This is a genomic window from Flavobacterium granuli, assembly GCF_900129705.1.
Taxonomy (GTDB): domain Bacteria; phylum Bacteroidota; class Bacteroidia; order Flavobacteriales; family Flavobacteriaceae; genus Flavobacterium; species Flavobacterium granuli.
Genome location: NZ_FQWO01000002.1, coordinates 1 through 15,045, shown reverse-complemented (window position 1 = coordinate 15,045; position 15,045 = coordinate 1). Strand labels below are relative to the sequence as shown.

Below are 15,045 nucleotides of genomic sequence, written 5' to 3'. Positions count from 1 at the left end.
AAGGGTTTTACTATTGTCATTCATGTTTTTTATGATAATGCTAAAATTAATTTAAAAAAATACAAAACAACAACAACGATTAATTTGTCTTATGAATCAATATTTTAAAATTAGCACACTAATTATTAGTCTCTTTTTTACTGTATCTGCTGAATCCCAATCTATAAAGACGGCAGAATTGACAAGTAAAGATGGCTTGATGATTAACGGTAAACTGTTGCCTTTGCTTTCGTTCAAGATTGGAGAAGAGGCTCTCTCTTCGAGTCAAGGTAAAACAAACAACAATTCGACAGAAATTGCAAATAAGATAGACATCACATATTCCAAGGTTGATTATGGATTTGGAATTAAAGCAACTGTTACATTCAAGAATATAAGTAAAGATACTTTATTGTTGCATAATGTTGTCCCTTTTGGAGAATCTAAAAATCATGCCTACATAACTGGCAAGGGAAAACATGAGTTGTCGCGAACTTATTTATTCCGTCCGGGTTTTGAGCCTGTTAATGTAATCGTGCCGGATAATTCTTGGGATTTAGGTTTCTCGGCAATACCTACAACTGCTGATAAAGGCATTTGTGCATTAACGAGACGGGATAGAAAATCCGTTAAAAATGGAAAGGTTCAACGTTTTGAAACCGTACTTTATCCTAAAACAGGAGAGGTAACCTATACGCTGTGGGCAGATGATTATAAAGGAGATTGGCAGGAAGGATTGCGATTAATGTTTCAGGAACGCATGCTATACGATGTTGAGCCAGGTACTTTTGATAATTCTATAATGGGAAGGAAAGACCTGCAATGGTTCCGCAACAAATATATTGTCAACCTGATGATGACTTGGGATCGTCGTTTTTATGATTATAAAGATGGAAAACACCATGTAAAAGAATTTCTAGACAACGCAAAAAAGCTATATGGTGGAAGTGACGTATATAGTATTTGGCCTACTTGGCCTACCTTGGGTATGGATCAACGTAACCAATGGGATATGTTTAGAGACTTGCCGGGCGGATATGATAAGTTACGTGAAATATCTGATTTATGCCACTCATTAGGGACATATTTTTTCATATGCTACAATCCTTGGGATGGGAGTACTCGTAGTAGTGAAGGTCATTTTGATGGTATGACAAACATCATTAAAAAGGTAGGTATTGATGGAGTAGTTCTTGATACTCAAGGAGGATCTAGCAAGCAATTACAAGATGCGGCCGACAATGCAAGACCTGGTGTTATTATGTACAGTGAAGGAATGGCTGTTCCAAAAGACATGCAAGGTATTCCATCAGGGAGGGTGCATAATGCATTATACTATCCACCAATGCTGAATTTAAATAAATTTATTAAACCAGATTTTGCAATTTTTAGAGTTACAGATGTAGGTCAAGAACGTATCAACCGGGAACTATATGTTTCTTTTTTTAACGGATATGGCACTGAGATAAATCAATTTGCGCCTGGAATACCAGAATGGGTTAATGAAGAATATGCTTTATTGGGAAAAACATCTCGTGTATTGAGGGAGAATACCTCAAACTTTATCAGTTCAAATTACACCCCATTATTGCCAACGCTTAAGGACAATATTTTTGTTAACCGATGGGTAAAAGATAACAAAACAATTTACACCGTTTTTAGTCTTGTTCCGGAAGGATTTAACGAAGCTTTATTTGCGGTTGACAACAAATCGGATACGCACTATGTTGACATTTTTAATCACGAGGAAATTGTTTTGCAAGAAAAAGGAAATATATGGTACGCCCCTACAACAACATCAGCTTTTAATAAATCAGATATTGGTACAAATAATGAGGGAGCGGTTACTGCCATTGCAGCCTTACAAAACAGCCTTGATGTAAAATTAAGAAGCGATCAATTGACATTTTCTTCCAAGCAAGGGACCAAAATACGTATTTGGGCAGGTATGCCATCGTATGAAAAAGAGTATAAAGAATTCAAGACAGGTAAGCAGACCATAAATTTGATTGATTATTTTCCGGATTTTCATGGAAAAATAATTGTTCAAGCCTTTGATGAAAATGAAGAATTGGTTGACGAAAGAATTGTGAAAACTCAACCTGGATCTGCTCGATTGACTTCTAGAGCCGAATTTACAAATCCTGTAAAGAAAGCGCCAAAAGGAATGGTAAAAATACCGGCAGGAACATTTATGTGCAACAAATATTTGGTTGGGGATTCCTTTATTCCTTACCCGGATAATCCAACATTAGTGAATGAAAAAATCAGTATGCCTGCCTATTTCATGGATAAATATCCAGTGACCAATGTTCAATACAAGGAATTTATGGATGCAACGGGCTATAAACCAACTGACCCCAATAATTTCTTGAAACATTGGGAAAATGGAAAGATTGCAGAAGGACAAGAAAATTTCCCTGTAATCTACGTTTCCCACGAAGATGCCAAAGCTTATGCAAAATGGGCCAACAAACGATTGCCAACAGAAATCGAATGGCAATATGCAGCCCAGACAGAAAAAGGAAATGCTTGGCCTTGGAAACAAAATAAACCGATACAAAAAGTAGAAGAATATGTAACCAATACTTTGTCTGTGTGGAAAATGAAAGGGATTGATGCAGATCGTTGTAACTTGGGAGATGGAAAACTATATTCAGTGGGCAAATATCCTAAAGGAGCAAATCCGTATGGTTTGGAGGATCTTACTGGCAGCGTTTGGCAGTTAACTAACGATTTGTATGACAATGGATCGTATCGGTATATCATGATGAAAGGAGGAAGTTATTTCTTGCCTTCATCAAGTTGGTGGTACGTTCAGGGCGGTCCTCGTGAATTATTTTATCGTCAATATTTATTGCGTGTTTCACAAGGTTTTGAGCGTAATGCCACTGTTGGTTTCCGTTGTGTAACTGATGCTGCAAAATAGATTGGAAATAGCAAACATATATTATTTATTAGGGATTTTAGTTTAAAGAAGTCAAATCGGATAAAGAATAAATATGAATTAGACTTAGACTAAGTTCGATTTGACAAACTTTAATTAACCCAAACGGGATATATCAGTTATTCTAAAACAAGAAATTAAATTAATCAAGAATGAAAAATATCACAAAATACGTCTTTTTATTTGTTGTCATGTTGCTGATGTCCAGTATGGCTCCAACTCCTGTCAAAATTGCTTTACTTGTAAATGGAAAAAACGAACAAACAGCTGAATATGCTGCCTTGCAAAAATTCTTCGATGCTCGCAAGATCAATTATACGGTTCAAAAAATCACTCTCGATGAAGTAGCGAACAACAAATTTGATCTTAAAAAATATCAGGTAGTTTGGTACCATCGCCCTGATACTTTAGAAATAGTTCCTTCAGAAATTAAAATGGGAAAAGCCGTAAAATCCTATCTCAACCAAGGAGGGAAAATGATGTTGACACTAGACGCTGTCAAATTACTTAATGCTTGGGGAATTGAAAAAAGCCCTATTGTAGTAAAACATCGTGCTGCCGTTGATGAAGGTTTTGGACGTAAACTAGGTTTTCACGGATTTCGAAGCCATCCCGTATTTATCGAAATGCACGGTGGAGCTTACATATGGCATGCCAAGAAGGATATGAAAATGCGAACGTTGGGTTTTTTCGAAAATAATCTCCCGACTGCAAATGGTGCAAAAGTAATTGGGATTGATTGGGCTTACATCACTTACGACGACAAAAATAAATTATTATGGGAAACACCTTATGGAAAAGGCAAAGTGTTGGCCGTTGGAGCCTATACGTATTTTGCTCCGGATAATTTTAACACTAAAGAATTGGAACAATTCACGGATAACTGCCTCAATTATTTGAACGGTAAATTCGAGAACGAGAAACAAGATTTTTGGAAGTATGATGCCTGCAAGGTGGAAAAAAATAACCAAATAATTGAAGAAATAAAAGTGACGCCACCTAGAGTTTGGCAGCTTAAATCTTCCCCACTTTCGCTGAGTCGTTTGGCAACAAACAATTATTTCGATTTGGCAGGCAAACGCAGTCTGGTGATGGGAAAAGAAAAAGCCGGTATTGAAGAAATTTGGACACACCCAGTCATGTCGGCACGTGATTTTAACGTGGGCATAAAAATAGCAACCAGCGATACTATTTGTTGGTTAAAAAATATAACGCCAAAGTTCGAAGTTCGTCCGGAAGCAATTGTGCGCACCTATCAACTACCGAATGGTATCCAGTTAAATGAAATTATAAGTAGCAGTGTGAAAGACCCTGTTGCCATAGTTCATTATCAATGGAGCAATGTTGTAGGAATCGAGCGTATTGTGTACTCTGTTAAAAGTAATTTACGTTATATGTGGCCATATAACGAGGAAGCTTTAGGTTCACTAAACTACACTTGGTCTTCACAAAACAACACCATAGTTGTTTCGGATAAAAAAGAAGAATTCGTATCTATCATAGGATCAAATTCCAAAAGCAATTTACTTGTTGGTGGCCAATTTGACGACTTTAAGTATGCCAATGGAAAATGGGAAGGTACTCCAACGGACAAGCTTCAAACAGCCTTTTTAGTGGAAACCGACGTGCAAAATAAATCAGCACTTGATGTTTGTTTTGCATCAGGCAATGAAGGTATTTCTAAAACGCTAGTGGATTATTCCAATGCTATCAACGAAGCCGAAAGCGTATTAAATCAAGCGACTGCCCATTACGATAATTTGTTAAAAAATACGGTGAACATAAACACTCCCGATCCTGCTTTTAACGAGGGTTACAAAATGGCAGTTTTGGGAACCTCAAAGTTTGAAGTTGAAACTCCCGGTATCGGCAAGTCACTTATGGCAGGTTATTCGACCACGGCAAGAGGTTGGGGTGGAGCACAAAAAGTAAGTGGAAGACCGGGTTATGCTTGGTATTTTGGACGAGATGCAGCTTGGTCAGGATTTGCAGTGAATAATTATGGCAATTTTGAATTGGTCAAGCAAGTATTGAAAACGTTCATAAAATTCCAAAATGTTGACGGGAAAATTTACCATGAATTGACCTCAAGCGGTTCGGTTCATTATGATGCATCCGATTCGACTCCTTTGTTTGTTAATTTATTTGCTCATTATTTACGTTATTCTGGCGATGTCGAATTTGTTCGTGCCAATTGGGAAGCCATACAAAAAGCTATTGATTTTTGTTATTCAACCGATACCGATGGTGATGGTTTAATTGAGATATCGAATGTTGGACACGGATGGCTCGAAGGAGGGACGCTTTATGGAGCCCACACTGAATTCTATTTGTCTGGTATTTGGGCAGCTGCTTTGCGTGATGCAAGCTATTTGGCAGAAGGAATAGACAAGAAAATACTAGCTAAAGCATATCTCTCAGATTCAAAAAAAGTAATGCAGACTGTCGAAGAATTTTGGAACAAAGACAATTACTATAATTATGGCAAATACCGAGATGGTTCCTATACTAAAGATTTTATTATACTCACTACAGTACCTGTTTTATTTGATGTATTGAATAAAGAGCGTTCCAAAACGATGGTAGAAGCATTTGCTTCAAATTCATTTTCGGCCGACTGGGGAATGCGCATGATTAGCAACAAAAGCCCATTGTATGACCCGAGAAGTTATCACTTTGGCAGTGTTTGGCCTTTATTCACAGGATGGACATCACTTGCTGAATACCAGACAGGACTTTACAATCAAGGTTTTACAAACATAATGAACAATTTGTTGAATTATAAAGATTTTTCAATGGGCAATGCTGTAGAAGTAATGAATGGAGAAACCTATCGTACTAGCGGAGTAACTTCCCATCAATGTTGGTCAGAAACAATGGTATTGCAGCCTATTTTTGAAGGAATGTTGGGCTATCGACCAGATGCTTTGACAAACACTGTCGTTTTAGCACCTAGATTACCTTTCGATTGGAAATGGTTTGAGGCTTCCAATGTTAAATTTGGAAAAAACAGTTTCGAGTTTAAATTTAAAAAACAGTCCGATACTGATTGGGTATACAACTTGACTTCTAACCAGGACTTCAAAATGAATTTTACGGCAAACCTTCCTTTGGGATCTAAAATCCAACGTGTATTGGTAAACGGAAAGGATGTTGAATATACTTATCTAGACAACAAGCAATATTTGGATATAAAGCTTGATAAAACCATAAATGTAACAGCCCAAACAGAGATTCGCGTCATATTAACAAAAGTAGGATTGTCTACTTTGCCTATTTATGTTAAACCAGAACTGATGGCGGAGTCAAAAGGATTCAGGATATTGAAACAGCAACTGGAAGGCAAATCATTTAAAATTGACATTGAAGGAAAAAGTGGCAGTACTCATTACTTTAAATTACTTGCGGGAACTGACATTGTAAATTGCATTGGAGCCGAATTAATTAAAAAAGAAGCCGATGGTTTTGCTTTGTTCAGAGTTACAATTCCTGCTGACAAAGAAAAATACCAACAAAAAACAATTCGGATTAATGTGAAATAATGAGTTAACTGACATTGCTTGTATCTAATTTGATGGATAATTTTTTGAAAGAGCAGTTGTCAGTACATTATTATAATTCACGGGATAGGATTTAAAAAATAATCTGGTCAAAATATGGTGAGGCCATAGAAGAGAATATCAAGCATAAAATATTAATAATGAAAAGCATCATAAAATACAGTTTTCTATTTGTTGTTCTATTGCTGATGTCTAGTATGGCTCCACCTCCTGTCAAAATTGCTTTACTTGTAAATGGAAAAAACGAACAAACAGCTGAATATGCTGCCTTGCAAAAATTCTTCGATGCTCGCAAGATCAATTATACGGTTCAAAAAATCACTCTCGATGAAGTAGCGAACAACAAATTTGATCTTAAAAAATATCAGGTAGTTTGGTACCATCGCCCTGATACTTTAGAAAAAGTTCCTTCAGAAATTAAAATGGGAAAAGCCGTAAAATCCTATCTCAACCAAGGAGGGAAAATGATGTTGACACTAGACGCTGTCAAATTACTTAATGCTTGGGGAATTGAAAAAAGCCCTATTGTAGTAAAACATCGTGCTGCCGTTGATGAAGGTTTTGGACGTAAACTAGGTTTTCACGGATTTCGAAGCCATCCCGTATTTATCGAAATGCACGGTGGAGCTTACATATGGCATGCCAAGAAGGATATGAAAATGCGAACGTTGGGTTTTTTCGAAAATAATCTCCCGACTGCAAATGGTGCAAAAGTAATTGGGATTGATTGGGCTTACATCACTTACGACGACAAAAATAAATTATTATGGGAAACACCTTATGGAAAAGGCAAAGTGTTGGCCGTTGGAGCCTATACGTATTTTGCTCCGGATAATTTCAACACTAAAGAATTGGAACAATTCACGGACAATTGCCTCAATTATTTGAACGGTAAATTCGAGAAAGAAAACCAACATTTTTGGACTTATGAAGTTTGCAAAGTGCAAAAAAAGGACAATACTATCGATAAAATAAAACTAAAAGCCTCCACGGTTTGGCAACTGAAGCCTTCTCCACTTTCTCTGAGTCGTAAGGCTACAAACAATTATTTCGATTTGGCAGGCAAACGCAGCTTGGTAATGGGAAAAGAAAAAGCCGGTATTGAAGAAATTTGGACACATCCTGTGATGTCGGCACGTGATTTTAATGTGGGAGTGAAAATAGCAACTAGCGATACTATTTGTTGGTTAAAAAATATATCACCAAAGTTTGAAGTTCGTCCTGAAGCAATCTTACGCACCTATCAATTACCGAATGGTACTCAGTTAGAAGAAATTATCAGTACCAGTGTTAAAGATCCTATTGCTACAGCACACTATCAATGGGATGGAGGCACAGGCATTGAGCATTTGGTATATTCTGTCAAAAGTAATTTACGATATATGTGGCCATATAACGAGGAAGCTTTAGGTTCACTAAACTACACCTGGTCTAGACAAAACAACACCATAGTTGTTTCGGATAAAAATGAAGAATTTGTATCTGTAATAGGATCAAATTCGGAAAGCAATTTGCTTGTTGGGGGACAATTTGATGGCTTTAAGTATGCCAATGGAAAATGGGAAGGCACTCCAACGGACAAGCTTCAAACAGCCTTTTTGGTAGAAATTGATGTGCAAAATAAATCAGCACTTGATGTTTGTTTTGCATCAGGCAATGAGGGTATTTCAAAAACGCTCGTTGATTATTCCAATGCCATCAGTGATGCTGAAAATGTATTGAATGAAGCAACCACCTATTACAATAGCTTGTTGAAAAATACAGTAAATATAAATACACCTGATCCTGAATTTAACGAGGGTTACAAAATGGCAGTTTTGGGAACCTCAAAGTTTGAAGTTGAAACTCCCGGTATCGGCAAGTCGCTTATGGCAGGATATTCGACCACTACAAGAGGTTGGGGCGGATCACAAAAAGTAAGCGGAAGACCGGGTTATGCTTGGTATTTTGGACGAGATGCAGTGTGGTCAGGATTTGCCGTGAATAATTATGGGAATTTTGAATTGGTCAAGCAAGTATTGAAAACGTTTATAAAATTCCAAAATGTTGACGGAAAAATATACCATGAATTGACATCAAGCGGTTCGGTTCATTATGATGCCTCCGATTCGACTCCTTTGTTTGTTAATTTATTTGCCCATTATTTACGTTATTCTGGTGATGTCGAATTTGTTCGTGCCAATTGGGGAGCTATTCAAAAAGCGATAGATTTTTGTTATTCAACCGATACTGATGGAGATGGACTCATAGAAATATCGAATGTTGGACATGGCTGGCTTGAAGGCGGGAAGTTGTATGGAGCCCACACTGAATTTTATTTGTCTGGTATTTGGGCTGCTGCTTTGCGAGATGCCAGTTATATGGCAAAAGGGATAGGCAAAGAAGTTCTAGCCGAAGGATACTTATCTGATTCAAAAAAAGTAACGCAGACTGTAGAGGAATTCTGGAACAAAGACAATTACTATAATTATGGCAAATACCGTGATGGTTCTTATACCAAGGATTTCATCATTCTGACAACAGTACCAGTATATTTTAATGTATTGGATAAAGAACGTTCAAAAACGATGATAGAAGCATTTGCTTCAAATTCATTTTCGGCCGACTGGGGAATGCGTATAATGAGCAATAGAAGCCCTATATATGATCCGAAAAGTTATTATGACGGAGGTGTATTACCCTTATTCACTGGTTGGACTTCACTAGCTGAGTACCAAACAGGAAGATATAATCAGGGTTTTACAAACTTGAGAAATAACTTAATGCATTACAGAGAATTTTCAATGGGAAGTTCTCCAGAAGTGTTAATTGGAGAAAATTACCGTCCTGGAGGAGTTACTCCTCATCAATGTTGGTCAGAGGCTTTGGGATTACAACCTATTTTTGAAGGAATGTTGGGCTATCGTCCAGATGCTTTGACAAACACGGTTGGTTTTGCTCCAAGATTGCCGTTCGATTGGAAATGGTTTGAAGCTTCCAATGTTAAATTTGGAAAAAACAGTTTCGAGTTTAAATTTAAAAAGCAGTCCGATACGGATTGGGTCTACAACTTGACTTCAAACCAAGAATTCAAAATGAATTTTACGACAACTCTTCCTTTGGGGTCTAAAATTCAACGTGTATTGGTAAACGGAAATGATGTTGAATATACCATTCTGGATAACAAGGAATATTTGGATATACGACTAGATAAAACTATAAGTATCACAAGTTCAACAGAGATTCACCTTTTATTGGCAAAAGAAGGATTTTCCACTTTGCCTACTTATGTAACACCGGAGTTAATGGCGGAGTCTAAAGGATTCAGGATATTGAAACAGCAACTAGAAGGTAATTCATTTAAAATTGACATTGAAGGAAAAAGCGGTAGCACTTACGACTTTAAATTACTTGTGGGAACAGATATTATAAATTACACTGGAGCTGAATTACTAAAAAAAGAAGCTGATGGTTTTGCTTTGTTTAGAGTTACAATTCCTGCTGACAAAGAAAAATACCAACAAAAATCAATTCGGATAAATTTAAAATAATCTTGATCTATTGAATATAATTGCCGACAATCGTATCGCTTCAATCGAATAATATGGAATTAATTAAAAAATAGAATCTAAAATTTAATCTTTAAAAAATAATGAAATGAAAAAAAACCACTTAATTCTAACAATATTTATAAGTGTTTTGATGATATCGTGCAAAGAAACCAATAAAGACATTTTGCCTAAAGAAAGTTTTGAAAAACAAGTTGATGGCAAACAAGTATCCCTTTATAACTTGGAGAATACAAATGGTGTAGTTTGCCAAATAACTAATTATGGTGCTCGAGTGGTTACTTTGTTCGTTCCCAACAAAGATAAAAAACTTACTGATGTGGTATTGGGGCTTGAATCGATAGACCAATATCTCAAAAATGGAGAATACCTTGGAGCTATAGTGGGACGCTATGGAAACCGAATCGCCAATGGCGAATTTAGCTTGGGTGACAAAAAGTATTCTTTGTTTAAAAACAATGGTCCAAATACCCTTCACGGGGGCAAAAAAGGATATGCCGACGTGGTTTGGGATGCTCGTGCTTTTACTACAAAAAGTGGAGAAGATGCCATTGAATTGAGTTATCTGTCAAAAGATGGAGAAGAGGGTTTTCCTGGCAACTTGCAAATCAAAGTAACTTATACCCTTACGGAAGCTAACGAGCTAAAAATAGAGTATTGGGCTAAAACTGATGCGGAAACGGTGATTAACTTGACCAATCATGCTTATTTTAACTTGAAAGGAGCTGGAAAAGGTGATATTTTTTCTCATAATCTTACGCTTTATGCGGACAATTTTACTCCTACCGACAGTACACTCATTCCTACTGGTAAAATTCAAAGTGTTGCAAATACTCCAATGGATTTTAGAACACCGCATAAAATTGGAGAACGAATAAATGAAAACACCATAGATTTAAAATATGGTTTGGGTTACGACCACAATTGGATATTGAATAAAAAATCCAATGAACTCACTCTTGCTGCAAATGTATCGGAACCTTCAACTGGTATTGAGATGAAAGTTTTTACTACTGAGCCGGCCATTCAGTTTTATAGTGGTAACTTTTTAGATGGTAAAATCATTGGCAAAGGAAAAAAACAATACAATCACCGTACTGCATTTTGTATGGAAGCGCAGCATTATCCGGATAGCCCTAATCACTCTAATTTTCCTTCGACTGTATTAAAACCTGGTGAAACTTATACACAAACTACAGTTTATCAATTTGGATTAATAAAGTAATTATAAAAGACTAATTGAGAAAGCATTGGTTACGGGTGGCTAATTTTTTTGTTGATTATAGTTAGCAAGCTGCTCGTACCCATGCTTTTTTGAATATTTTCAGTAGCAATCCAATTGTATTGTGGTAATTATACTGTTGTGTTAAATCAACTTTTAGTTTTGTTAATTCGAAAGTTATCAGTGTTTTACTTTCGGTTTTTTTAAATAGCAATAAATTAATTTTATAAAATGACAAAAATATTAATAACTGGAGCTAGTGGACAATTAGGTTCAGTGTTGACGGAAAAACTGAAAGAAAAGTATGGTGTTAATAATGTAATCGCTTCTGATTTACTAATTAATTCATCATTTAATGGTTTTTTTGAAGTCCTTGATGCTACAGATTTTGATGCTTTAAAAGAGATAGTTTTAAAATATCAAATTACCCAAATTTATCATCTTGTGGCAATTCTGTCAGCTAATGGCGAGAAATTCCCATTAAATACTTGGGATATAAATATGAAATCTTTTTTCAATGTTTTGGAAGTTTCAAGATTAACTAAAGTTGATAAAGTATTTTTTCCTAGTTCTATAGCTGTTTTTGGGAATGATGCACCAAAAACACAAACACCTCAAGATTATGTTTTGGCACCTTCAACCGGGTATGGTATTAGTAAAGTGGCTGGTGAAAATTGGGCTAAGTATTATCATGAAAGGTTCGGTCTTGATATACGTTCCATACGATATCCAGGTGTCATTGGACATTAATCACTACCTGGTGGTGTGACAACAGACTATGCTATTGATGTTTTTCATAAAGCAGTGAAAAATGAGATTTTTGAATGCTTTTTGGAATCTACTACAACATTGCCGTTGATTTATATGGATGATACTATAAGGGCTACCATTGAATTAATGGAGGCACCCAAGGAAAGCATTACAGTAAGGACTTCGTATAATTTTTCGGGAATGAGTTTTTCACCTGAAGAGTTAGTTTAATCGATTCAAAAGATTTATCCTAAATTCATGATAGTTTACAAACCAGATTTTAGACAGAAAATTGCCGAAAGTTGGCCTTCCAGTATTGGTGATTCAGTCGCTGGAGAAGATTGGAATTGGAAACCGCAATTTGATATTGATGCGATGACAAACATCATGATTGAAGAATTGAAACTAAAATATAATGGTTGAAAAACAATACAACAAATACTGATAATCTTAGATAACTTATCGAAGTCAGTAAATAAAAACTGTTCGGACCAATAGTTTTCTCCGGAAAAGGAAGAAAGGGTTGATGTGGTAACTGATAAAATCGATTGTATAGGTTTTTAATCAATAAATTAGGTTAAATAACGGATGTTATTTAAAAATACATGAATTAAACAACTTAATGTTTCATAACAATTACGGGCAATCAAGCGGTCTCTCTTCGGTCGTTCCCTTTGTTCCGTTCGGCTGTTCCAGTCGGTCAACCATACATTTTCATAAGAACGTTTTTAATATAAATAAGTAATTTATTGTTTCAATTCAATAGCGTTGGTTTCCCTCCGTTCAACAGTCCGTTCGTCAGCCGCCAGATAAGGCAGCTTAAAAAAAAACAGCCTTACTGTCCGCTTCCTCGCCCTCATCTTCACACGCGCTCTCCCTGCGTTCGGTCGGGCTACTGCATCCGCAATACCGCTTCATTCCGTTTCGCTTCCCTATTCGTTCTATAAGAACGAATCGTTATCATTACACATTTTGTCACCCTGAGCGCAGTCGAAGGGCGCTCCACTACATTCCAGCAGTATTTGCGTCTGCCGCCCTCCGTTTTTTCAGCGGTTGCTCCTTCGCTCAGCCATCTGGGTCGGCGCCACTCCCTACGACTGCTTTTTTCATTCAACAGAACATTATTGCAAAAACAAAACCGATTCCGATACAAAGCCGTTCTCGTTTGCAGTCGTAGCTCGCTTTGCCCTAAATCAAGGTTGCCCGCCAAAAAAAAAAGGCGGGAGTCATTTATTGTTTCCCCGCCGTTACACGCTGCTATCCCTTCTCTCCATTGCGTTAGCACTCCATTACGTTCTCGGTCTAGCGTGGCTGTTCGATTGCCGCAACACCGCCGCGGCGCTCCTCATCCGCAAAAAAAAGTTCCTTGCCCAAAAAAGGGCACCACTTTTTTTGCTCCTTGCGGTGCTTGGGGGCGTTAGGAATCCCGTTCCTGCAAGAAAGTCAACGGTAAACGACCAAAAAATAAAAAAAGAAAGCAAAGTAAATCGGAAGCTTTCCCAAAAAAGCTCAGTTCAAGCCCTGCGGGTTTTTGAAAAAATCTCCATTCGCCGCGGCGAATAGTATTTTTTCAAAAAAACTGCTTTTTTGAAACCTTCCACTTCAAATAACGGCTTTCTTTTTTTCTTTTTTCTTTGAAATGAATTTTAAAACAACAGCAAAACCAATCAAGAAAAGACTTCAAAAATTAGTATTGGCCAAAATGTCCCGTCCCTAAATTTCGGGATTAGAACAATCGAATAGAAATTACCTACAGTTTTACAATAAATAAACAGATTCCTTCTTAATTTTTATAAATTAGCAAAAACGGATCTACGTCAGACCTATAAGTAAGTTAGCCGTAATTTCAAAAAAACGAGATATGTATAAGAAAATTATCTTTATATTTTTATTGTTAATTAATACGGTTTGTATATCGCAAACCATAAAAATAAAAGGTCTAGCTTTGGATACCGTAAAAAGTAGAAATTTTGTTATGATCAATGTGAATGATACTTTAAAAAAATTCCGTGATAAATCTTCTTTGACAAAAAAATGGGATGGTTATGATGAATTGACAAAAAATAAAAATTTTGTAGTCTTTACTGATTCTATCGGAAACTTCAATATTTCAGCAAAATTAACAGATTCTCTTTATTTTTATGCAACCAGATATTTAACACAGAAATATGCAGTTTCTGAATTGCTGAAAAGAAAAGAAATAAAAATTCAATTAGAACCTGAAAAATGCATTCCCTTTGTAAGTTGTGAACAGAAAAAACCATCAAACTATTACATATTTATTGGAAAAAAACTAAAGTTAGAAGGACAGAAACAACCATATTATTGCAATACAATTACAATGGATAGTGAGTTTAAATCAACATATTTAATTAAAAAAAATCTTTATGGTAATTTCCCAAAAGACACTATAATTTTTACTGCTTTTGATCATTATGGGATTCCTAAATTTAGCAATTGTGAAAATGTTTTGCTTTTTGTAGGTGAGTATTGTGGAAAACTTTATCACGAAAAATATCAATATTTTAATTTATACGAAACAAAAAATGGAAAATGGGCAAGTCCAGGGAATCCTTATAAAAATGATAATTACGCAAAAGAGAAGAATATCGTACCAAAAAAAATAAATTTTGAAAAGACAGTCTATTTTGATATTTCAAAACTAAATGCGAAGCAAATTGAAGATGAATATCCTGTTGAATATTATAAAATAATTAAAAATAAAGCAATTCCTATAATGGGAACTTACGTTGAAGATTTAGTTGAAATAAAAAAAAATGGAATTCTTAAAGCAAGGAAAATAGAATTGGAATAGAAACTACGGCTACACACACTACAAGCAATTTGGGCATTTGGCTTAATGGAAAAATTGGTTTGTATTTGAATGATTTGACAAATCCGAAAACAGGTCTCAATTTAATCCCAAACCCGCTGTAGTGCCATAACGTCAGGCTGTGAAAAAACCTCTTTTTCCTATTGAAATCTTCAAATTGTCCTATTCTACAATGCAAATAAAGCCTTTTAAGGTAGTACTTTTTT

Annotated in this window: 9 protein-coding genes; all 9 read left to right on the top strand. The window is 36.0% G+C overall.

Annotated features, from left to right (window positions below):
* Positions 1 to 91: 91 nt before the first annotated feature.
* Positions 92 to 2,908: a formylglycine-generating enzyme family protein gene (locus BUB25_RS03105; RefSeq protein ID WP_072939843.1), complete on the top strand. Its 2,817-nt coding sequence runs from the start codon at positions 92 to 94 to the stop codon at positions 2,906 to 2,908.
* A 170-nt stretch (positions 2,909 to 3,078) separates the two neighbouring features.
* The gene (locus BUB25_RS03100; protein WP_084089414.1) at positions 3,079 to 6,468 is read left to right on the top strand and encodes an amylo-alpha-1,6-glucosidase; all 3,390 of its coding nucleotides are present in this window, start codon (positions 3,079 to 3,081) and stop codon (positions 6,466 to 6,468) included.
* Positions 6,469 to 6,626: 158 nt separating this feature from the next.
* Positions 6,627 to 10,016, top strand: coding sequence for a GH116 family glycosyl hydrolase (locus tag BUB25_RS03095; protein ID WP_084089412.1), 3,390 nt, complete (start codon positions 6,627 to 6,629; stop codon positions 10,014 to 10,016).
* 106 nt (positions 10,017 to 10,122) lie between these two features.
* The gene (locus tag BUB25_RS03090; protein WP_072939834.1) at positions 10,123 to 11,259 is read left to right on the top strand and encodes an aldose epimerase family protein; all 1,137 of its coding nucleotides are present in this window, start codon (positions 10,123 to 10,125) and stop codon (positions 11,257 to 11,259) included.
* Positions 11,260 to 11,487: 228 nt separating this feature from the next.
* Positions 11,488 to 12,006, top strand: coding sequence for an NAD-dependent epimerase/dehydratase family protein (locus BUB25_RS16850; protein ID WP_317047059.1), 519 nt, complete (start codon positions 11,488 to 11,490; stop codon positions 12,004 to 12,006).
* 15 nt (positions 12,007 to 12,021) lie between these two features.
* The gene (locus BUB25_RS16845; protein WP_317047058.1) at positions 12,022 to 12,237 is read left to right on the top strand and encodes a Rossmann-fold NAD(P)-binding domain-containing protein; all 216 of its coding nucleotides are present in this window, start codon (positions 12,022 to 12,024) and stop codon (positions 12,235 to 12,237) included.
* A gap of 27 nt (positions 12,238 to 12,264) precedes the next feature.
* Positions 12,265 to 12,429, top strand: a complete 165-nt coding sequence (locus tag BUB25_RS16840) for a hypothetical protein (protein ID WP_317047057.1) — start codon at positions 12,265 to 12,267, stop codon at positions 12,427 to 12,429.
* 630 nt (positions 12,430 to 13,059) lie between these two features.
* Positions 13,060 to 13,569 carry a hypothetical protein gene (locus BUB25_RS03080; RefSeq protein ID WP_072939831.1) on the top strand — a complete coding sequence of 170 codons (510 nt, stop codon included), beginning with the start codon at positions 13,060 to 13,062 and terminating at the stop codon, positions 13,567 to 13,569.
* Positions 13,570 to 13,867: 298 nt separating this feature from the next.
* Positions 13,868 to 14,821, top strand: coding sequence for a hypothetical protein (locus BUB25_RS16335; protein WP_084089410.1), 954 nt, complete (start codon positions 13,868 to 13,870; stop codon positions 14,819 to 14,821).
* Positions 14,822 to 15,045 lie beyond the last annotated feature (224 nt).